The sequence below is a fragment of the Bradyrhizobium sp. SZCCHNGR1005 genome, assembly GCF_032489995.1.
Classification (GTDB): domain Bacteria; phylum Pseudomonadota; class Alphaproteobacteria; order Rhizobiales; family Xanthobacteraceae; genus Bradyrhizobium.
This window is the reverse complement of the sequence record NZ_JAUEZC010000002.1, coordinates 790,342-810,513: the sequence shown is the minus strand read 5'-3', so window position 1 is coordinate 810,513 and position 20,172 is coordinate 790,342. Positions and strand designations below refer to the sequence as shown.

Below are 20,172 nucleotides of genomic sequence, written 5' to 3'. Positions count from 1 at the left end.
TCATGAGCGAGACAAAGCCCTATCGTCCGAATGTCGGGATCGCTCTGTTCAATACCGAAGGCCAGGTCTTCCTCGGCCGTCGCTTCCGCGACGACGGACCGGAGATCATTCTGCCGGGGCTGGAATGGCAGATGCCGCAGGGAGGCGTCGACGCAGGCGAGGATCTGCGGGACGCCGCACGCCGGGAACTCTGGGAAGAGACAGGCATCCGTGACGCCGATTTCCTCGGCGAGAGCGACTGGCTGACATATGAATTTCCGCCCTTCGAGGACCCCTCGCACCGGCTCGCCCGATTCCGCGGCCAGCGCCAGAAATGGTTCGCCATGCGCTTCACCGGCGACGAGGCCGATATCGATCCGCTGACGCTGCGCAATGGGCAGGCGGCCGAGTTCGACGCTTGGCGCTGGGAACGCTTGGCCCTTGTGCCGGACCTCGTCATACCGTTCCGCCGCGAAGTCTATCGCCAAGTGGCCCGGCAGTTCGCGCGCTTTGCCGAACAGGTGATCTGATCGGACACCTCAACAAAATGGCCGGGACGAAGCCCGGCCTTTTTGTCGTTCGATGCTGGTTTGCGAGTTCTCGGGCGCGCCGCCGACTTAATGAAGGGCGGTGGTATTGAGCTGGTACTGGATGGTCTTGAAGTGATCCAGCCGCTCAATGGCGCGGTCGAGCTCGTTGCCTTCCTTCTCGGCGAGCTTGGCCTCCATCTCGGAGATCTGGCCGGCGAGTGCGGCACGGTCGAGCTCAGCCAGCGAGGTGGCCACATCGGCAAGCACCGTCAGCCCCTTGTCGGAAACCTCAGCAAGTCCGCCCAGCACGATGATCTTCTGATGCGTGCTGCCGGTCGTCACCGTCAAGATGCCGGGCCGCAACGCCGCGACGAACGGCGCATGTCCGGCCAGGACGCCGAAGTCACCTTCCAGCCCGGGGATATCGACCTGATCGACTTCGCCAGCGAAGGCGATCTTTTCCGGCGAGACGAGATCGAAATGAAAGGTTGCCATTTGACACCTGCGAATAGCGAATAGCGAATGGCGAGTAGTGAAGAGGATGCAGCGAATAGTCTGTTCTATTCGCTACTCCCTATTCGCTATTCGCTTAGGCGGCTTCCGCCGCCAGCTTCTTGCCCTTCTCGACAGCCTCTTCAATGGTGCCGACCATGTAGAAGGCAGCCTCCGGCAGGTGGTCATACTTGCCTTCGCACAAGCCGCGGAAGCCCTTGATGGTGTCCGCGAGCTCGACGAACTTGCCGGGCGAGCCGGTGAAGATCTCGGCGACGTGGAACGGCTGCGAAAGGAAGCGCTCGATCTTGCGGGCGCGCGCCACGGTGAGCTTGTCCTCTTCCGACAACTCGTCCATGCCGAGAATGGCGATGATGTCCTGCAGCGACTTGTAGCGCTGCAAGATCTGCTGGACCATGCGCGCAGTGGTGTAGTGCTCCTCACCGACGACCAGCGGCGACAGCATGCGCGAGGTCGAGTCGAGCGGGTCCACCGCCGGGTAGATGCCCTTTTCCGAGATTGCACGGTTCAGCACGGTGGTAGCGTCCAAGTGAGCGAACGAGGTCGCCGGTGCCGGGTCGGTCAAGTCGTCGGCCGGCACGTAGATCGCCTGCACCGAGGTGATCGAGCCCTTGGTGGTGGTGGTGATGCGCTCCTGCAGCGCGCCCATGTCGGTGGCCAGCGTCGGCTGATAGCCCACCGCCGACGGAATGCGGCCGAGCAGCGCCGACACTTCCGAGCCCGCCTGGGTGAAGCGGAAGATGTTGTCCACGAAGAAAAGCACGTCCTGCCCCTGATCGCGGAAATATTCGGCGACGGTCAGGCCGGTGAGGCCGACGCGGGCGCGCGCGCCTGGCGGCTCGTTCATCTGGCCGTACACCAGCGCGCACTTCGATCCTTCGCCGCCGCCCTGCTTGTTGACGCCGGATTCGATGAACTCGTGATAGAGATCGTTGCCCTCACGGGTACGCTCGCCGACACCGGCGAACACCGAGTAGCCGCCATGGGCCTTGGCGACGTTGTTGATCAGCTCTTGAATCAGCACCGTCTTGCCGACGCCGGCGCCACCGAACAGGCCGATCTTGCCGCCCTTGGCATAAGGCGCGAGCAGATCGACGACCTTGATGCCGGTGACGAGAATCTCGGCTTCGGTCGACTGCTCGGTATAGGCAGGAGCCGGCTGATGGATGGCGCGCTTGCCGACCGCCTTGACCGGACCGGCTTCGTCGACGGGATCGCCCACCACGTTCATGATGCGACCGAGCGTGCCCTCGCCGACCGGTACCGAGATCGGCTCACCGGTATCGGTGACTTCCTGGCCCCGCACCAGACCTTCGGTGGTATCCATCGCGATGGTGCGCACGGTGTTCTCACCGAGATGCTGCGCGACCTCGAGCACGAGGCGGTTGCCACCGTTCTTGGTTTCGAGCGAATTCAGGATCGCCGGAAGTTCACCTTCGAACTGAACGTCGACGACGGCGCCGATGACCTGGGTAATGCGACCGATCTGGTTGGCTGCGGTAGCCATCTCATCTCTCTCCTTACGATCCGAATTCTCGACCTCGGCCGGCTCGACCGGGGATATTGACCTTGATTGCCTCGAATGAGTGCTGCGTGACCGCTGTTACACGGCCTCGGCACCCGAAATAATTTCAATCAGTTCCTTGGTGATCATCGCCTGGCGGGTCCGGTTGTAAACCAGGGTCTGCTTGCGGATCATGTCGCCGGCATTGCGCGTGGCATTGTCCATCGCGGTCATCTGCGCACCGTAGAACGAGGCGTTGTTCTCGAGCAGCGCGCGGAAGATCTGGACGCCGACATTGCGCGGCAGGAGACCTGCGAGGATCTCATCCTCCTCCGGCTCGTATTCGTAGAGCGCGACCGGCGCGGCATTGGCCGGCCGCTCTTCGACGACCAGCGGGATGATCTGCTGGGCGGTCGGGAGCTGCGCGATCACCGATTTGAAGCGCGAATAGAACAGCGTGCAAACATCGAACTCGCCGGCCTCGAAACGTGCAATCACCTTCTTGGCGATGTCCTCGGCGTGGACGAAGCCAAGCTGGCGCACGGCGCGTAGGTCGACATGCTCGACGATCTGCTTCTCGAACAGGCGGCGGAGCTGCTCATAACCCTTGCGGCCGACGCAGAAGAACTTGACCTCCTTGCCCTGGTTCATCAAGGCGAGGGCCCGATCGCGCGCCAGACGCACGATCGAGGAGTTGAAGGCGCCGGACAGGCCGCGCTCACCGGTACAGACCAGGAGCAGATGGACATGGTCGCGGCCGGTGCCTGAAAGCAGTTTCGGCGCAGTGGCCGAACCTGCCGCGGCACTCGCAATGTTCGAGATCACCGCGTCCATCTTCTCGGCATAGGGACGTGCCGCTTCGGCCGCCGTCTGCGCGCGGCGCAGCTTGGAGGCTGCGACCATCTGCATTGCCTTGGTGATCTTCTGCGTCGCCTTGGTCGAGGCGATGCGGACCCGCATATCTTTCAGTGACGCCATTGCTCGTCTAGCTCACCCCGGCGGCCGGTCCCCTGGGACTTGACCGCTCAACCCTTAAGATGATTCACGCCCGGCCTCGTGCCGGGCATGACATGTCCCGTTGTCCCACATCGACGACGTGGATGGCTGGGCGAACCCAGCCAGCCATAGCCTGCTCAATCAGGCGAAGGACTTGGCGTAAGCCTCGACCACGGCCTTCAACTTGGAGGCGCTGTCGTCCGACAGGTCGCGGCTGTCGCGGATGGCGTTGAGCAGGTCGGCATGCTTGCCGCGCAGCGTCGACAGCAGCCCCTCCTCGAAGGCACCGACCTTGTTGAGCGGCAGACCGTCGAGATAGCCGTTGGTGCCGGCCCAGATCACGCAGACCTGCTCTTCCATCTTCAGCGGCGAGAACTGCGGCTGCTTCAAGAGTTCGGTCAGGCGCGAACCGCGGTTGAGCAGGCGCTGAGTGGCGGCGTCGAGATCGGAGCCAAACTGCGCGAACGCCGCCATTTCTCGGTACTGCGCCAGCTCACCCTTGATCTTGCCGGCGACCTTCTTCATCGCCTTGGTCTGCGCCGACGAACCGACGCGCGACACCGACAGACCGACGTTCACCGCGGGACGGATGCCCTGGAAGAACAGGTCGGTCTCCAGGAAGATCTGGCCGTCGGTGATCGAGATCACGTTGGTCGGGATGTAGGCCGACACGTCGTTGGCCTGGGTTTCGATCACCGGCAGCGCGGTCAGCGATCCCGCCCCCTGCGCGTCGTTCAGCTTGGCGGCCCGCTCGAGCAGGCGCGAATGCAGATAGAACACGTCGCCCGGATAGGCTTCGCGGCCCGGCGGACGGCGCAGCAAGAGCGACATCTGGCGATAGGCGACGGCCTGCTTGGAAAGATCGTCATAGATGATGACCGCGTGCATGCCGTTGTCGCGGAAGTACTCGCCCATGGTGCAGCCGGTGAACGGCGCGAGATACTGCATCGGCGCCGGGTCGGATGCGGTCGCGGCGACCACGATCGAATATTCCAGAGCGCCCTGCTCCTCCAGCACCTTCACGAACTGAGCAACCGTCGAACGCTTCTGACCGACCGCCACGTAAACGCAGTACAGCTTGATCTTCTCGTCGTTCTGCGCGTTCAGGGGTTTCTGGTTCAGGATGGTGTCGAGCGCGATCGCGGTCTTGCCGGTCTGGCGGTCGCCGATGATCAGCTCGCGCTGGCCGCGGCCGATCGGGATCAGCGCGTCGATCGCCTTGAGACCGGTGGCCATCGGCTCGTGCACCGACTTGCGCGGAATGATGCCGGGCGCCTTGACGTCGACGCGCTTGCGTTCGGTCGCCTGGATCGGCCCCTTGCCGTCGATCGGATTGCCGAGCGCGTCGACGACGCGGCCGAGCAGGCCCTTGCCGACCGGCGTGTCGACGATGGCGCGGGTGCGCTTGACCGTCTGGCCTTCCTTGATCTCGCGGTCGGCACCGAAGATGACGACGCCGACATTGTCGGTTTCGAGGTTCAGCGCCATGCCGCGGGTGCCGTTCTCGAACTCGACCATCTCGCCGGCCTGGACGTTGTCGAGGCCGTAGACGCGGGCGATACCGTCACCGACGGAGAGCACCTGGCCGACTTCGGAGACCTCGGCTTCCTGTCCGAAATTCTTGATCTGGTCCTTCAGGATCGCGGAAATTTCCGCGGCGCGGATGTCCATCAGCCTGCCTCTTTCATCGCGTGCTTAATCGAATTGAGTTTGGTGCGGAGCGAGCTGTCGATCATGCGGCTGCCGAGCTTGACGACGAGACCGCCGATGATCGCAGGATCGACCTTCACATTGAGAGCGACGTCCTTGCCGGTCACCGTCTTCAGGGCGGCCTTCAGAGCGTCGAGATTCTTGTCGGACAGAGGCTCGGCCACCGTGACATCGGCACTGGCCTCGCCCTTGAACTTGGCCACCAGCGCGCTGAAGGCGCGGATCACGTCAGCCACCGCAAACAGGCGGCGATTGGCGGTCAGCACTTTCAGGAAGTTGGCGGCGATGCCGGAGATGCCGGCCTTGTCGAGAACGGCCGTCAGCGCCTTGAGCTGCACGTCCGCGGCGAAGACCGGGCTGCGGACGAGCCGCTTGAGATCGGCGCTCTCGGTCACCAGCGCGTCGAATTTGTCGAGATCGGCCTTGACCGCATCGATCGACTTCTCATCGCGGGCCAACTCAAACAGGGCGGTCGCATAACGACCGGACACACCTGATACGGACGGATCTTCAGCAGCCACAGACGTGCTCTTTTTATTATGTCAAATCCGCAAGGAGGAAACCGGCGCCGCGCCGCGGCGCAAACCGATCAAGCCCTTGGAATTCAAGCCGGACTTTGATTTTCGATCGCCGCAAAAGCAGCTTGATCACGAAAAGCGGCGCTTTGCTAACATAGCGTAAGCGCAGCCGCAACAAGACCAGCCCCCCAATCGGCGCCTTATCGCCGCAGCGCGGCCAGCCTGCATCAGCGGACAGCACCGGGCGCCGGCCGCCCGTCAGACCATGTTACCGTAACTTCCCAACTCGCCGCCGCGATGTTCCACGCGCTGGGCGCATAGGGGTTATGACCAAAGTCCCTTGACCGGCCATTTTCGACCCGTGGGCGCCCTGCGCGCGTTACAGGCGCAATATTTGGCGAAAACTTACCCGAAACGATAAAGACTTTCTTTGACAGTATTATAAAGTATTTTAGTCGTTAATTTCCAGTTAACGTACAAGATTACGGAATTTTCCTGGATCAATGTACGCCGCCACAGAATATTTCCGCGGCGTGGGAACGAAATCTACTGCCCCATTCGTGCCGCATTGCGCCACCAAACGGCGATCGCTCAAAACTGACGGGGGTCAACTGACCACAGAACGTGGCAATACTACCCTAAAGGAACCGTTGTAGATGCTGAAACTGAAGAAGCTGCCGGTCGCCAAGATTGCCGGCTCGCGAACTGCGCTCGCCGTCGCCGTCACCCTGATCGTCGGCGGCACCGCCACCGAGGCGTCGGCCCGGACCAGGCATCACCATCATCGCCACCATCACCACCACATGGCCCGCCCCAGCGGCGAGGCGGCGTCGGAGTCGTTCGCGAACGGCTGGTCGAATGGATCTTGGGTGAACGCCAACGCCTCGATCGGATCGAACTCGGGCTCCGGCCGGACCTTCTCGGGCATGGCCTCCTACTACGGCAGCGAATCCGGCAGCCGCACCGCCTCGGGCCAGCGCATGAACTCCAATGCCATGACCTGCGCGCATCGCTCGCTGCCGTTCGGCACCAAGCTGCGCGTCACCCATGGCGGTCAGAGCGTGATCGTCACCGTCAACGATCGCGGCCCGTTCATCCGTGGCCGGGTGCTCGACCTCTCGACCGGCGCGGCCCGCGCCATCGGCCTGACCCGCGCAGGCGTCGGCCGCGTCACCGCCGAAGTCGTTTCGTAAGACGCAGGCCTCTTCTCCCTCAGCACCGCCGTCTGCTCCATGCGCCAGATGTGCATGACGGTCGAAGGCTGCAGGCTGAGGTCGATACCGCCGCCCCGTTCGCACCGTCATTGCGAGGGGCGAAGCCCCGAAGCAATCCAGGCCTTCCACCCTGGACCATCCTGGATTGCTTCGGGCTTCGGCGGACAAGTCGCTCCGCTGGCTATGAGCGGCGGAGGGAGCGCAACAAGCAACGTGCTACAAGAAGCTCTGCGGGTCGACGTCCACTTCGAGCTTCAGATTGCCTTTCGGCTTCGGCGCATGCGCCAGCCAATGGCGCAGATAATCCGATAGATCGAAATTGCGCGCCGATTTCAGCAGCAGCCGGAAACGATAGCGGCCCTTGATGACGGCGAGCGGTGCCTCGGCCGGCCCCAATAAGGTTACCCCCTCTTCGCGCGGCGCCGTCGTGGCCAGCTGACGCGCAAAGCCCTCAGCGGTGGGCCGGTCGCCGGCCGAAATGATCAGACTCGCCAGCCGGCCGAACGGCGGATAGCCGGTGCGCTCACGCGCCTCGATCTCGCTCGCATAGAACGCCTCGCGATCGCAGGCGACCAGCGCCTTCATCACCGGATGCTCCGGCTGATGCGTCTGCAGATAGCCGACGCCGCGGCCTTGGTCGCGGCCGGCGCGCCCGATCACCTGGTTGAGGAGTTGCCAAGTGCGCTCTGCCGCGCGCGGATCGCCGTTGCTCAAACCCAAATCGGCATCGACCACGCCAACCAGATTGAGGCGGGGGAAATGATGGCCTTTTGCCACGAGCTGGGTGCCGATAATGATGTCGACGCGGCCCTCCGCAATCTCCGTCAGTTCGGCGCGCATGGTCTCGATCGAGGTGATGAGGTCGCTCGACAGCACCATGCTGCGCGCCTCCGGAAACAGCGCCGCCGCCTCCTCCTGCAGGCGCTCGACGCCGGGACCGACGGCAACCAGCGACTGCTCCGCCGCGCAATGCGGGCAGGTGGGCGGACGCGGCATCGAGAAGCCGCAATGATGGCAGACCAGGCGCTGACGAAATCTGTGATCGACCAGCCAAGCGTCGCAGATGGTGCAGGCGAAGCGATGGCCGCAGGCGCGGCACAAAGTCAGCGGCGCATAGCCGCGGCGGTTGAGAAACAGCAGCGCCTGCTCGCGCCGTTCGATCGCGTTGCGGATCTCGCCGGCGAGCCGCGGCGAGACGAAGCGGCCACGCGGCGGCGGCTCGCGCCGCAGATCGATGGCTTCGATATGCGGCATGTGCTGGCCGCCGAAACGCGAGGGCAGCGCCACGCGCTGATAGCGTCCCTTGCGCGCATTGACCTCGGTCTCGACTGCGGGTGTGGCCGAAGCCAGGACGACCGGAATCTTGGCGATGTGCCCACGCACCACGGCCATATCGCGGGCATGATAATGCGCGCCTTCGTCCTGCTTGTAGGCCTGGTCATGCTCCTCATCGACGACGATGAGCCCGAGATCGGCATAGGGCAGAAACAGCGCCGAGCGCGCGCCGACCACGACCGGTGCTTCGCCGGCCGCGATCGCGGCCCAATTGCGCTGGCGCGTCCGCGGCGTCAGCTCGGAATGCCATTCCAGCGGCCGCACCCCGAAGCGGCGCGCGAAGCGATCGAGGAACTGGCCGGTTAACGCGATCTCCGGCATCAGGATCAGCGACTGCTTGCCCCGGCGGATCGTCTCAGCCACGGCTTCGAAATACACTTCCGTTTTGCCCGAGCCGGTGACGCCGTCGAGCAGCGCGACATGGAAGGTGCCGTTGGCGGCGAGCGCGCGCATCGCATCGACAGCCGCGCGCTGCTCGCGGAAGAACTCCGGTTGCGCAAAACCAGGATCGGGCGGCGGCGGTGGCAAGGCGCGCGGCATGGCTTCGACGGTGAGCGTGCCTTCGTCGACGAGACCGTCGATGACGCCGGTCGACACGCCTGCCTCGCGTGCGAGATCGGACTTGCCGTGCAGGAGGCGATCGGACACCGCCTCGATCACGCGGCGTCGCGCCGGCGTCAGCCGCTTCGGCGCCTCGCCGACCAGACGCACCCCAAGCCGGATGCGTTCAGGTCCCAGATGCTCGCCCATGCGCAGCGACATCCGCAGCACCATGCCGCGCGGCGACAGCGTGTAATTCGCAACCCAGTCGACCAGTGCCCGCAGCTCCTCCTTGAGCGGGGGCACCTCGAGCTTCTCGGAGACATCCTTCAGGCGGTTGTGCAGGCGCGGATCGGGATTGGCGTTGTCCGCCCAGACCACGGCCAGCACCTCGCGCGGCCCGAGCGGCACGCCGACCACGTCGCCCGGCTTCAACTCCAGGCCGCGCGGCACACGATAGGAATAGGTGTGGTCGAGCGCGACCGGCACCAGGACGTCGACCACGCGGGTCGACGCGGCAGCGCCTGGATGAGGATTCGTCGCGCGGTCCATGAACGGAATCGGTTCCTGTGGCCATCGAGGCTAGCGCGGCCGCGAGCGGTTAGCGAATGGTAAACGAAGGCAATGCGATATAGTCAGATCACCAGCGCTGTCCAGAACGCCATGGCCAAGGCAGAGAACAAGCCAGAGAAAGCGATCACGACGCCCGAACCGCCAGAGCTCGTCTGTGCCGACGCCAGCCTGTCGCAGGCGATGATGCATTGGCTCGCACATCTGCGCAGCGAGCGGCGGCTGTCGCCGAAGACGGTCGAGGCCTATGCGCGGGACCTCAGGCAATGCCTACAGTTCCTGTGCGAGCACTGGGGTGAGCGAGTCACGCTGGCACGCTTCGCCGCGCTGGAAGCCACCGATATCCGCGCCTTCATGGCGATGCGCCGCGCCGACGACATCGCCGGGCGCTCGCTGATGCGCGCGCTCGCGGGGCTGCGGTCATTTGCCCGCTTCCTGGAGCGGGAAGGCAAGGGCAAGGTCGGGGCATTCTCTGCGATCCGTGCGCCGAAGATCGCCAAGAGCCTGCCAAAGCCGCTGCCGATGGATGCGGCCAAGCGCGTGACCGATGCCGATGAACGCGCCGGCGAGACGCGCGAGACCTGGGTGCTGGTGCGAGATGCCGCCGTGATGGCGCTGCTCTATGGGTCGGGGCTGCGCATCTCGGAAGCGCTCGGCCTGAAGCGTCGCGAGGTGCCGCGTCCCGGCGAAGGCGACGTGCTGGTGGTGACCGGCAAGGGCAACAAGACCCGCATGGTCCCGGTGCTGCAGAACGTGCTGCAGCTGATCGATGAATATGCCTCGCTCTGTCCCTACCCGCTACCGGCGGAGGGCCCGATCTTCGTCGGCGCCAAGGGGGGCCCGTTGAGCCCGCGCATCATCCAGCTGGCGATGGAGCGGCTGCGCGGCGCGCTGGGCCTGCCCGATAGCGCCACGCCGCATGCGCTGCGCCATTCCTTCGCGACGCACCTGCTCTCGCGCGGCGGCGATTTGCGCGCCATCCAGGAACTGCTCGGCCACGCATCTCTGTCGACGACGCAAATCTATACCGGCATCGACTCTGAACGACTGCTCGAGGTCTACGCCTCGGCGCATCCGCGGCGCTGACTTAGTCGCCGACACGTTTCCGTCATATCGTTTCGCTTGCGCTGCCCTCGCCGTTCCGGCATTCGTCCTCTGACCATCCGGAGGGGGAACAGATGAGCGCACATGAAAGCATGGAGCATGCCGAACACGCCGAGCATGCATCGAGCGAGAACAAGAAGATCGCGCTGCTGATCTCAGTCATCGCGCTGTGCCTGGCACTATCGGAGACCCTGGGTAAGGGCGCACAGACCGAATCGATCAGCAAGAATGTCGAGGCCTCGAACCTCTGGGCGTTCTTCCAGGCCAAGACGATCCGCCGCACCGTGGTGCAGACCGCAGCCGAACAGGGCAAGCTCAACCTGCCGGCTTTGCCGGACGAGACGACCAAGGCGGCACTGCAGAAGCAGATCGACGACTGGCAGAAGAACGCCTCGCGCTATCGCTCCGAGCCCGACACCGGCGAGGGCAGCGAACAACTGGCCGAACGCGCCAAGCACGCCGAAGAGGAGCGCAACCTCGCTACCGACAAATACCATCACTACGAACTGGCATCAGCCGCCTTCCAGATCGCGATCGTGCTGGCCTCGGCCACCATCATCACCGGCATGCTGGCGCTGGCCTGGATCTCGGGCGGACTTATGCTGGTCGGGATTGGAATGACCGTGCTCGGGATCTTCGAGCCGCATCTGCTGCATTTGCATTGAAAGCCGCCGCGGCGGCAGGTCAGCGCGCCTGCTGCACGCTCTTGCGGAAGCGCATGATCAGCCGCAGTACGCGGGACGACCAGCCGTCGCGGTGTCCTCGGATGATCTCGACGATCCGCGCCTTGATCGGATTGACGAGCGCGGCCGCCTTGGCGCGGAGCGCCAGGACCGCTTCATAGAGCCATTCGAACCAGGCCATCTGCAACAGCTTGTTGCGCGTCACGTCGAACACGAAAGCGGTGATGCCGACGCCCAGGAACTTCGCGAACAGGATCGTGAAGACGGCGCTGGTCCAGTGCTGGTGCATCAGGAGCCACATGCCGGCCAGCTTGAGCGGAAAGAGCGGAATGACCGGCACGATGAAGACGATCAAGCTCATCGCCGGCGACAGGCTATCGACTCGCTCTGCGAGCCATTGCTTGAGGGCGCGGAGCGGAATGAGAGCGACCACGCGCGCCACGATCGGCTCGAGGTGGTCCCACAGCCAAGCTTCGATCAGGAAGATGATCGCAAGCAGGACCCAGAACGGCTGAAGCAGGCGGCGCAGCATGAAACTCCATCTCAGCCCCGCAACAGGCAAGCGCAATACGGCCAAATGACGCAGCACTGCGCGTTGCCTGCTGGCAGCATGATCGCGCGACTCATGGTCGTGCAATCATGCCTCAGGGCCTCGATCACATATGGATGGCACGCTTGCCGACCGCAAGCGCCGCCTCCTTGATGGCTTCCGACCGCGTCGGATGCGCGTGACAGGTGCGCGCCAGATCCTCCGCCGAGCCACCGAACTCCATCAATACGGCAGCTTCGTGGATCAATTCGCCGGCCTCACGGCCGATGATATGCACGCCGAGCACGCGATCGGTCTTCGCATCCGCCAGAATTTTGACGAACCCGTCGGTGGTCTGGTTGACCTTCGAGCGGCCATTCGCAGTGAACGGAAACTTTCCGACGGTATAAGCGACACCGGCCTGCTTCAGCTCGTCCTCGGTCTTGCCGACGGCAGAGACTTCCGGCGTCGTGTACACCACGCCGGGAATCACGTCGTAGTTCACGTGTCCGGCCTGGCCCGCGAGAATCTCGGCGACCGCGACGCCTTCGTCTTCAGCCTTGTGCGCGAGCATGGGGCCGGCGACGACGTCGCCGATCGCATAGATGCCCGGCACATTGGTCGCGAAGTGATGATCGGTCTGCACCCGGCCGCGATTGTCGAGCGTGACGCCGGCTTCCTGCAGGCCCAGTCCTTCCGTGTAAGGAACGCGGCCGATCGCGATCAGCACGACGTCGGCTTCCAGCGTCTCGGCGCTGCCGCCGGCGGCCGGCTCGATGGTCGCGGCAAGCTTCGCACCCGCGGTGTTCACGCCCGTGACCTTGGCGCCGAGCTTGAACGCGAAGCCCTGCTTTTCGAGGATACGCTGGAACTGTTTGGCGATCTCACCATCCATTCCCGGGAGAATACGGTCCAGGAATTCGACCACGGTGACTTGCGCGCCGAGGCGGCGCCACACCGAACCGAGCTCGAGGCCGATCACGCCGGCGCCGACCACGAGCAGGCTCGAAGGCACCTTCTCCAGCGACAGCGCGCCGGTCGATGAGACGATGCGCTTCTCGTCGATCTCGATCCCCTTCAGGCGCGCGACGTCGGAACCGGTCGCGATCACGATGTTCTTGGTCTCGACCGTCTGGCTGGCACCATCCTGGCCCGTCACCTGAACCTTGCCGGAGCCCAAGATCTTGCCCTTGCCGTGGAGCACGTCGATCTTGTTCTTCTTCATCAGGAACTCGACGCCCTTGACGTTGCCGTCGATGCCCTGCTGCTTGAAATTCATCATCGACGGCAGATCGAGCTTCGGCGCCGGGACGCTGACGCCCATCTTTGCAAAGGAATGCCCGGCCTCTTCGAACATCTCGGAGGCATGCAACAGCGCCTTCGAGGGCATGCAGCCGACGTTGAGACAGGTGCCGCCGAGCGTCGCGTTTTTCTCAACCACCGCCACCTTCATGCCGAGCTGCGCCGCGCGGATCGCGCAGACGTAACCTCCGGGTCCGGTGCCGATGACAATGAGATCGTAAGTGGCCATAATCGAATTTTCCGTGGGATTAGTTCGTGGGATGAGTTGGAGAGCGAGCGTCAGCGGCCGCCGGACACGTCGAGGATGGCTGAGGTGACGTAGGAGGCCTCGTCCGACACCAGCCAGACGATGGCGTTGGCGATTTCCTCGGCAGTGCCGACGCGCTTCATCGGCACCATCGGAGCAAGACGATGCGCACGATCCGGTTCGCCGCCGGATGCATGAATTTCGGTATCGATCAGGCCGGGACGAATGGCTGCGACGCGGATGCCCTCGCCCGCGACCTCATGACCGAGGCCGACCGTAAAAGAATCGATCGCGCCCTTGGAGGCGGCATAATCGACATAGGTATTAGGCGAGCCGAGCTTGGCGGCGACGGAAGACAGGTTGATGATCACACCGCCCTTGCCGCCATGGCGGGTCGACATCCGCTTCACCGCCTCGCGCGCGCAGAGGATGCTGCCGGTGACGTTGACCGCCATCAGCCGCTCGATGCGTTCGGCGCTCATCTCGTCGACGCGCGAGGTCGGGCCGACGATACCGGCATTGTTGATGAGCGCTCCCAGCGTACCGAACGCGTCCGCCGCCTTGAACAGAGCAAGGATGTCGCGCTCATGACCGACGTCGCATTTGACCGCGATGGCCTTGCCGCCCTTCGCCTCGATCGCCGCAACGACGCTTTTGGCCGCGGCCTCGTTGCTGGCATAGCCGATCACGACCTTGAAACCGCGTGCGGCGACCGCGAGTGCCGTGGCGCGGCCGATGCCGCGACTGCCGCCGGTGATGACTGCAACCCTGTCGCTCATGGTAGCCCCCGTTAAGCTATGAGGCGCGCTCTTGGCGCGCCTCATATGAACCGGACGATGAGGTCTCAGAGATCCAGCACCAGTCGTGCCGGATCCTCCAGGCTCTCCTTGACGCGCACCAGGAAGGTCACCGCCTCCTTGCCGTCGATCACCCGGTGATCGTAGGACAGCGCCAGATACATCATCGGCCGCACCTCGATCTTGCCGCCGACCACCATCGGCCGCTCCTGGATCTTGTGCATGCCGAGAATGCCCGACTGCGGCGCGTTCAGGATCGGCGTCGACATCAACGAGCCGTAGATGCCGCCATTGGTGATCGTGAAGGTGCCGCCCTGCATCTCGTCGATCTTGAGCTGGCCATCGCGGGCGCGGCGGCCGAAATCTGCGATCGACTTCTCGATGTCGGCGATCGACTTGCCGTCGCAATCGCGCACGACAGGCACCACCAGGCCCTTGTCGGTGCCGACGGCGACGCCGATGTGATAGTAGTTCTTGTAGATCAGGTCACTGCCGTCGATCTCGGCGTTGACCGCCGGGATGTCCTTGAGCGCCTGCACCACGGCCTTGGTGAAGAAGCCCATGAAGCCGAGCTTGGCGCCGTGCTTCTTCTCGAACACGTCCTTGTACTGCGCGCGCAGCGCCATCACGTGGCTCATGTCGACCTCATTGAAGGTCGTGAGCATCGCCGCGGTGTTCTGCACGTCCTTGAGGCGGCGCGCGATGGTCTGGCGCAGGCGCGTCATCTTCACGCGCTCTTCGCGCGCGGCATCGTCAGCCGGCGACGGCGCACGAACCTGGACGGCCGCGGCGGGCTGATTGACGGGGGTCGGCGCCGACGCCGCCCGTTCGATCGCCGCCAGCATATCGCCCTTGGTGACGCGACCATCCTTGCCGGAGCCCGGCACCGTGGTGGCATCGATGCCGCTCTCGGCGGAAAGCTTGCGCACCGACGGCGCCAGCGGCGCATCCGCCGGCGGAGCCTTGGCAGCCGGTGCAGTCGCTGTCGCAGCCGGCGGGGCCGCCGACGCGACCGGCTTGGCCGGGGCTGCAGCGGGCTTGGCGGCGACGGCGCCGTCATTGATCTGTCCGAGCAGTGCACCGACGGCGACCGTCTCGCCGTCCTTGGCCACGATCTCGCCGAGCGTTCCTGCCGTGGGCGATGGCACCTCGATGGTGACCTTATCGGTCTCGAGCTCGACGAGCGGCTCGTCCACCGCCACGGCGTCTCCAGCCTTCTTGAACCAGCGGCCGATGGTAGCCTCGGTGACGGATTCACCGAGCGTCGGAACGCGAATTTCAGTCATGGTTTTGTCCTCAATAACCCCGTGCGGTCATAAACAAGAGTGTCATCGCTCGCGGGCGCGGGCGATCCAGTACGAACAGATGGTGCTACGCGTACTGAGTGGCCCGCCTGCGCGGGCCACGAGGAATGGATCAGTTGAGCGCGTCGTCAAGCAGCGCCTTGAGCTGGGCGAGATGCTTCGACATCAACCCGGTGGCGGTCGCAGCCGACGCAGCGCGACCGGCATAACGCGGACGCTTGCTCTTGCCACCGGCCTGGTTCAGCACCCACTCCAGATAGGGCTCGATGAAGTGCCAGGCACCCATGTTGCGCGGCTCTTCCTGACACCAGACGACTTCCGCGTTCTTGAAGCGCGACAGCTCGGCGACCAGCGCCTTCAGCGGCACCGGATAGAGCTGCTCGATGCGCATCAGGTAGACGTCGTCGAGACCACGCTTCTCGCGCTCCTCGTAGAGGTCGTAATAGACCTTGCCGGAGCACAGCACGATGCGGCGGATCCGATCGTCCGAGACCAGCTTGGTCTTCTCGTCCGGCTGCATCTGGGCGTCATCGTACAGGATGCGGTGGAACGTCGTGCCCTTGGCGAGTTCGTCGAGCCGCGACACAGCGCGCTTGTGGCGCAGCAGCGACTTCGGCGTCATCAGGATCAAGGGTTTGCGGATTTCGCGATGCAGCTGGCGACGCAGGACGTGGAAGTAGTTCGCCGGCGTGGTCGGATAGACCACCTGCATGTTGTCCTCGGCGCACATCTGCAGATAGCGCTCCAGACGCGCGGAGGAGTGCTCCGGTCCCTGGCCCTCATAGCCATGCGGCAGCATGCAGACCAAGCCCGACATGCGCAGCCACTTGCGCTCACCCGAAGAAATGAATTGGTCGAACACCACCTGGGCGCCGTTGGCGAAGTCGCCGAACTGCGCCTCCCAGCACGCGAGCGCATTCGGCTCGGCGAGCGAGTAGCCGTATTCGAAGCCCAGCACCGCTTCTTCGGACAGGAGCGAGTTGATGACCTCGAAATGCTCCTGTTCCGGCGCCAGATGGTTGAACGGGGTGTAGCGGCTCTCGTCTTCCTGGTCGATCAGAACGGAATGGCGCTGCGAGAAGGTGCCGCGCTCGCAATCCTGTCCCGAAAGGCGGACCTTGTGGCCTTCCAGGAGCAGCGTGCAGAACGCCAGCGCCTCGCCGGTCGCCCAGTCGAGCCCGACGCCGCTGTCGATCGCCTTGGCGCGATTCTCGAGGAAGCGCTGGATCGTGCGGTGGACGCGAAAACCGTCCGGCACCTTGGTGATCTTGCGGCCGATCTCCTTCAGCCTGTCCATTTCGACGCCGGTGACGCCGCGACGGGCTTCTTCTTCCTGGTCCGCCGACTTCAGCCCGGCCCACTTGCCGTCGAGCCAGTCGGCCTTGTTCGGACGATAGCTGGCACCGGCCTCGAACTCGGCATCGAGCCGGGCGCGCCAATCGGCCTTGGCCTTCTCGATCTCGCCCTCGGTCATCACGCCTTCGGCGACGAGGCGCTTGGAGTAGATCTCCAGCGTGCTCGGATGGGCGCCGATCTTCTTGTACATCACCGGCTGGGTGAAGGCCGGCTCATCGCCCTCGTTGTGACCGTGCCTGCGATAGCAGAACATGTCGATCACGACGGGCTTGTGGAATTTCTGCCGGAACTCGGTTGCGACCTTGGCCGCGAACACCACGGCTTCCGGATCGTCGCCGTTCACGTGGAAGATCGGCGCATCGATCATCTTCGCCACATCCGACGGATAGGGCGACGAGCGCGAATAGCGCGGATAGGTGGTGAAGCCGATCTGGTTGTTGACGATGAAGTGCAGCGAGCCGCCGGTGCGGTAGCCCTTCAGGTCGGACAGCGCGAAGCACTCGGCGACCACACCCTGGCCGGCGAAGGCCGCGTCGCCATGCATCAGCAGCGGCAGGACGGAGATGCGCATGTCCGGCGGATCGCCGTGCTGATCCTGCTTGGCGCGGACCTTGCCGAGCACGACGGGATCGACGATCTCCAGATGCGACGGATTGGCGGTCAGCGACAGATGGATGCGGTTGCCGTCGAACTCGCGATCGGACGACGCGCCGAGGTGGTACTTGACGTCGCCGGAGCCTTCGACCGCGTCCGGATTGGCCGAGCCGCCCTTGAACTCGTGAAACAGCGCGCGGTGCGGCTTGCCCATCACCTGGGTCAGCACGTTGAGCCGGCCGCGATGCGGCATGCCGACCACGACCTCTTTGATGCCGAGATTGCCGCCGCGCTTGATGATCTGCTCCAGCGCCGGGATCAGCGCCTCGCCGCCGTCCAGACCGAAGCGCTTGGTGCCCGTGAACTTGACGTCGCAGAACTTTTCGAAGCCTTCGGCCTCGACCAGCTTCATCAGGATGGCGCGCCGGCCTTCGCGGGTGAAGGAAATCTCCTTGTCGGGACCCTCGATGCGCTCCTGGATCCAGGCCTTCTGCGCCGCATTGCTGATATGCATGAACTCGACGCCGAGCGTCTGGCAATAGGTGCGCTCGCAGATGGCGACGATCTCGCGCAGCGAGCCGTATTCAAGCCCGAGCACGTGATCGAGGAAGATCTTGCGGTCGAAGTCGGCTTCCGCAAAGCCATAAGAGCGTGGATCGAGCTCCTCGCGGTTGCGCGGTGCCTCGATACCGAGCGGGTCGAGCTTGGCGTGGAAATGGCCCCGCATGCGGTAGGCGCGGATCAGCATCAATGCCCGCACCGAGTCCCGGGTCGCCTGATTGATGTCCGCAGCCGAAAGTTCGACGCCCTTGGCCTGCGCCTTCGCTGCGACCTTGGTCCCGACCGCTTTTTCGACCTCCGCCCAGTTGCCATCGAGCGCCGAGGTCAAATCATCCCGCGGAGCAACCGGCCAGTTGGCGCGCTCCCAGGACGGACCCTCTGCATTCTTGATGACGTCGGTGGGGGTATCCTTCAGGCTTTTGAAAAACGCCTGCCAGTCGGCATCGACCGAGGCGGGGTCTTTCTCATAACGGGCATAGATTTCGTCGATGTAGGTGGCGTTGGTGCCCTGCAGAAAAGATGACAGAGCAAAAGCTGCGTTCGCATCTTGGCGAGACATGGTGTCGTCCTGGTGAATTTCGCTGCGCCAATCAAAAAGCGGCGCAAAGCCTGACCCGCTAGCGCGGATCAGGCTCGGTTAGGACCGTTTACCTTATTTATTGTAAATATTCGCGCCGAAAAGAACAAAGCACTGAATTAGGATTTCAATTTTTCGACAAGCGTTTTGCCGAGACGGGCGGGCGATGGCGACACGGTGATACCGGCCGCTTCCATCGCTGCGGTCTTCGAGCCGGCATCGCCCTTGCCGCCGGAGATGATCGCACCGGCATGGCCCATGCGGCGGCCGGGAGGGGCCGTGACGCCGGCGATGAAGCCGACCATCGGCTTCTTGCGGCCGCGCTTGGCTTCGTCCTTGATGAACTGCGCGGCGTCCTCTTCCGCCGAGCCGCCGATCTCGCCGATCATGATGATCGACTCCGTCTTGGGGTCCGCCAGGAACATTTCCAGCATGTCGATGAACTCGGTACCCTTGACCGGGTCGCCGCCGATGCCGACTGCCGTGGTCTGGCCGAGGCCTTCCTGGCTGGTCTGGAACACGGCTTCATAGGTCAGCGTACCCGAACGGGAGACGATGCCGACCGAGCCGGGGCGGAAGATGTTGGCCGGCATGATGCCGATCTTGCACTCGCCGGCGGTCATGACGCCCGGGCAGTTCGGCCCGATCAGCCGCGACTTCGAGCCCTGCAGCGAACGCTTGACCCGCACCATGTCGAGCACCGGGATGCCCTCGGTGATGCACACGATCAGCGGGATCTCTGCATCGATCGCCTCACAGATGGCGTCGGCTGCACCCGGCGGCGGAACGTAGATCACCGACGCGTCGGCGCCTGTCGCATCGCGCGCTTCGCGCACGGTGTCGAACACCGGCAGGCCCAGATGGGTCGAGCCGCCTTTGCCCGGCGAGGTGCCGCCGACCATCTTGGTGCCGTAGGCGACCGCGGCCTCCGAGTGGAATGTGCCGTTCTTGCCGGTGAAGCCTTGGCAGATGACCTTGGTGTTCTTGTCGATCAGGATGGACATGCGTGGACCTGCTTTTCGGTTGAACCTTGAATTGCTTGGGAACTTTGATGCTTAGGACTTCGATTTGTTGCCATCGCCGGCCGGACCGAACCGGGCCACGACCCATCGCATGCAAGGCCGCCGGATCAGCAGCCACGCTGTCATCAGGACGACGAAGGGGACCCAGCTCATCACGAGCATCCAGGACGACTGATCCATATCAGGCCCAATCTTCGGTCGAGATCGGCATCAGGCGCTCCGCCGATAGATGCCAGTCATCACGTCGGACCAGCCCTCGGCATCCGGCGAGAACTGGATCCTCGCGGTATAGCTGTCGTCGTCGATTACTTCGTAGACGTGACGCGCGTTGCCACGCAGCGAGCCGCGGACCAGCACCAGCGCGTTTCCGCTCCAGCTGCCTGACGCCGGCGACGGCGCGAAATAGCCGAGTGAATCGTGCCAGAACAGCTTGTAGAGCCGATCCTCGCGGTCATAGGTGAAGACCGCGTGGGTCGCGAAGCTTTCCGCGGCCCCGCGAGTCTGCCTGGTGTCTTGGATCAGATAGAAGCCGTTGAGGTCCATGCGGGCCGAGACCTGCGAGGTCGCCTCGCCGCCCTCGACCCACCGTGACGGGTAGACCGTCTCTTCGCCGCGCCACTCGCCGGCGAACACCGCAAGCCTGCGGTGCTCCTCCGTCGGCATTGGTGCGGCGAGACGGTCCGCCAT

At 64.2% G+C, this 20,172-nt stretch carries 17 protein-coding genes; 4 read left to right on the top strand and 13 right to left on the bottom strand.

The window, feature by feature from the left end:
• Nucleotides 1–2 precede the first annotated feature (2 nt).
• Entirely contained in the window at nucleotides 3–509 is a 507-nt protein-coding gene (locus tag QXZ85_RS09860) for an RNA pyrophosphohydrolase (RefSeq protein ID WP_315742610.1), read from the top strand.
• An 87-nt stretch (nucleotides 510–596) separates the two neighbouring features.
• Here QXZ85_RS09860 and QXZ85_RS09855 read toward each other — a convergent pair whose 3' ends face one another.
• From QXZ85_RS09855 to QXZ85_RS09835, 5 genes are all read right to left on the bottom strand, one after another.
• A complete protein-coding gene (locus QXZ85_RS09855; RefSeq protein ID WP_315729953.1) occupies nucleotides 597–1,004 on the bottom strand; it encodes a F0F1 ATP synthase subunit epsilon in 408 nt (135 codons plus the stop codon).
• 94 nt (nucleotides 1,005–1,098) lie between these two features.
• Nucleotides 1,099–2,529, bottom strand: a complete 1,431-nt coding sequence (atpD, locus tag QXZ85_RS09850) for a F0F1 ATP synthase subunit beta (protein WP_315702068.1) — start codon at nucleotides 2,527–2,529, stop codon at nucleotides 1,099–1,101.
• Between the two features lie 96 nt (nucleotides 2,530–2,625).
• Nucleotides 2,626–3,504, bottom strand: coding sequence for a F0F1 ATP synthase subunit gamma (locus QXZ85_RS09845; protein WP_315702069.1), 879 nt, complete (start codon nucleotides 3,502–3,504; stop codon nucleotides 2,626–2,628).
• Nucleotides 3,505–3,663: 159 nt separating this feature from the next.
• Complete coding sequence (gene atpA, locus QXZ85_RS09840; RefSeq protein ID WP_315702070.1) at nucleotides 3,664–5,193, bottom strand: F0F1 ATP synthase subunit alpha; 1,530 nt, start codon at nucleotides 5,191–5,193, stop codon at nucleotides 3,664–3,666.
• Nucleotides 5,193–5,753, bottom strand: coding sequence for a F0F1 ATP synthase subunit delta (locus tag QXZ85_RS09835; protein WP_315702071.1), 561 nt, complete (start codon nucleotides 5,751–5,753; stop codon nucleotides 5,193–5,195). Before QXZ85_RS09835 ends, atpA begins: the two co-directional genes overlap by 1 nt.
• Before the next feature lie 653 nt (nucleotides 5,754–6,406).
• Between QXZ85_RS09835 and QXZ85_RS09830 the strand changes: the two genes are divergently transcribed.
• Entirely contained in the window at nucleotides 6,407–6,943 is a 537-nt protein-coding gene (locus QXZ85_RS09830; RefSeq protein ID WP_315702072.1) for a septal ring lytic transglycosylase RlpA family protein, read from the top strand.
• Nucleotides 6,944–7,180: 237 nt separating this feature from the next.
• Here the strand turns inward: QXZ85_RS09830 and QXZ85_RS09825 are convergent, their stop codons facing one another.
• Entirely contained in the window at nucleotides 7,181–9,391 is a 2,211-nt protein-coding gene (locus QXZ85_RS09825) for a primosomal protein N' (protein ID WP_315767653.1), read from the bottom strand.
• A 111-nt stretch (nucleotides 9,392–9,502) separates the two neighbouring features.
• Here QXZ85_RS09825 and QXZ85_RS09820 point away from each other — a divergent pair, with 111 nt between their 5' ends.
• Nucleotides 9,503–10,495, top strand: a complete 993-nt coding sequence (locus QXZ85_RS09820) for a tyrosine recombinase XerC (RefSeq protein ID WP_315761766.1) — start codon at nucleotides 9,503–9,505, stop codon at nucleotides 10,493–10,495.
• Nucleotides 10,496–10,587: 92 nt separating this feature from the next.
• Entirely contained in the window at nucleotides 10,588–11,178 is a 591-nt protein-coding gene (locus QXZ85_RS09815; protein WP_315702075.1) for a DUF4337 domain-containing protein, read from the top strand.
• A 19-nt stretch (nucleotides 11,179–11,197) separates the two neighbouring features.
• Here the strand turns inward: QXZ85_RS09815 and QXZ85_RS09810 are convergent, their stop codons facing one another.
• The 7 genes from QXZ85_RS09810 to QXZ85_RS09780 form a co-directional block, all read right to left on the bottom strand.
• A complete protein-coding gene (locus QXZ85_RS09810; protein ID WP_315728055.1) occupies nucleotides 11,198–11,728 on the bottom strand; it encodes a hypothetical protein in 531 nt (176 codons plus the stop codon).
• Nucleotides 11,729–11,852: 124 nt separating this feature from the next.
• Nucleotides 11,853–13,256 carry a dihydrolipoyl dehydrogenase gene (gene lpdA, locus QXZ85_RS09805; RefSeq protein ID WP_315728057.1) on the bottom strand — a complete coding sequence of 468 codons (1,404 nt, stop codon included), beginning with the start codon at nucleotides 13,254–13,256 and terminating at the stop codon, nucleotides 11,853–11,855.
• 50 nt (nucleotides 13,257–13,306) lie between these two features.
• Entirely contained in the window at nucleotides 13,307–14,053 is a 747-nt protein-coding gene (locus tag QXZ85_RS09800) for an SDR family oxidoreductase (protein ID WP_315702078.1), read from the bottom strand.
• Nucleotides 14,054–14,118: 65 nt separating this feature from the next.
• Complete coding sequence (gene odhB, locus QXZ85_RS09795; RefSeq protein WP_315702079.1) at nucleotides 14,119–15,357, bottom strand: 2-oxoglutarate dehydrogenase complex dihydrolipoyllysine-residue succinyltransferase; 1,239 nt, start codon at nucleotides 15,355–15,357, stop codon at nucleotides 14,119–14,121.
• Between the two features lie 130 nt (nucleotides 15,358–15,487).
• Nucleotides 15,488–18,445 carry a 2-oxoglutarate dehydrogenase E1 component gene (locus QXZ85_RS09790; RefSeq protein ID WP_315742608.1) on the bottom strand — a complete coding sequence of 986 codons (2,958 nt, stop codon included), beginning with the start codon at nucleotides 18,443–18,445 and terminating at the stop codon, nucleotides 15,488–15,490.
• Between the two features lie 137 nt (nucleotides 18,446–18,582).
• Nucleotides 18,583–19,467 (bottom strand): succinate--CoA ligase subunit alpha, encoded by an 885-nt coding sequence (gene sucD / locus QXZ85_RS09785; RefSeq protein WP_315702081.1) that lies wholly within the window; start codon nucleotides 19,465–19,467, stop codon nucleotides 18,583–18,585.
• Between the two features lie 228 nt (nucleotides 19,468–19,695).
• Nucleotides 19,696–20,172 carry a DUF1579 family protein gene (locus tag QXZ85_RS09780; RefSeq protein WP_315702082.1) on the bottom strand — a complete coding sequence of 159 codons (477 nt, stop codon included), beginning with the start codon at nucleotides 20,170–20,172 and terminating at the stop codon, nucleotides 19,696–19,698.

What these genes read in the sequence shown, in the direction of transcription:
- QXZ85_RS09855 (WP_315729953.1), bottom strand. Translation starts at nt 1,004, where the DNA reads ATGGCAACCTTTCATTTCGATCTCGTCTCGCCGGAAAAGATCGCCTTC.
- QXZ85_RS09825 (WP_315767653.1), bottom strand. Translation starts at nt 9,391, where the DNA reads ATGGACCGCGCGACGAATCCTCATCCAGGCGCTGCCGCGTCGACCCGC.
- QXZ85_RS09780 (WP_315702082.1), bottom strand. Translation starts at nt 20,172, where the DNA reads ATGGCGGACCGTCTCGCCGCACCAATGCCGACGGAGGAGCACCGCAGG.
- sucD (WP_315702081.1), bottom strand. Translation starts at nt 19,467, where the DNA reads ATGTCCATCCTGATCGACAAGAACACCAAGGTCATCTGCCAAGGCTTC.
- QXZ85_RS09860 (WP_315742610.1), top strand. Translation starts at nt 3, where the DNA reads ATGAGCGAGACAAAGCCCTATCGTCCGAATGTCGGGATCGCTCTGTTC.
- atpA (WP_315702070.1), bottom strand. Translation starts at nt 5,193, where the DNA reads ATGGACATCCGCGCCGCGGAAATTTCCGCGATCCTGAAGGACCAGATC.
- QXZ85_RS09845 (WP_315702069.1), bottom strand. Translation starts at nt 3,504, where the DNA reads ATGGCGTCACTGAAAGATATGCGGGTCCGCATCGCCTCGACCAAGGCG.
- QXZ85_RS09815 (WP_315702075.1), top strand. Translation starts at nt 10,588, where the DNA reads ATGAGCGCACATGAAAGCATGGAGCATGCCGAACACGCCGAGCATGCA.
- odhB (WP_315702079.1), bottom strand. Translation starts at nt 15,357, where the DNA reads ATGACTGAAATTCGCGTTCCGACGCTCGGTGAATCCGTCACCGAGGCT.
- atpD (WP_315702068.1), bottom strand. Translation starts at nt 2,529, where the DNA reads ATGGCTACCGCAGCCAACCAGATCGGTCGCATTACCCAGGTCATCGGC.
- QXZ85_RS09800 (WP_315702078.1), bottom strand. Translation starts at nt 14,053, where the DNA reads ATGAGCGACAGGGTTGCAGTCATCACCGGCGGCAGTCGCGGCATCGGC.
- lpdA (WP_315728057.1), bottom strand. Translation starts at nt 13,256, where the DNA reads ATGGCCACTTACGATCTCATTGTCATCGGCACCGGACCCGGAGGTTAC.
- QXZ85_RS09790 (WP_315742608.1), bottom strand. Translation starts at nt 18,445, where the DNA reads ATGTCTCGCCAAGATGCGAACGCAGCTTTTGCTCTGTCATCTTTTCTG.
- QXZ85_RS09830 (WP_315702072.1), top strand. Translation starts at nt 6,407, where the DNA reads ATGCTGAAACTGAAGAAGCTGCCGGTCGCCAAGATTGCCGGCTCGCGA.
- QXZ85_RS09810 (WP_315728055.1), bottom strand. Translation starts at nt 11,728, where the DNA reads ATGCTGCGCCGCCTGCTTCAGCCGTTCTGGGTCCTGCTTGCGATCATC.
- QXZ85_RS09820 (WP_315761766.1), top strand. Translation starts at nt 9,503, where the DNA reads ATGGCCAAGGCAGAGAACAAGCCAGAGAAAGCGATCACGACGCCCGAA.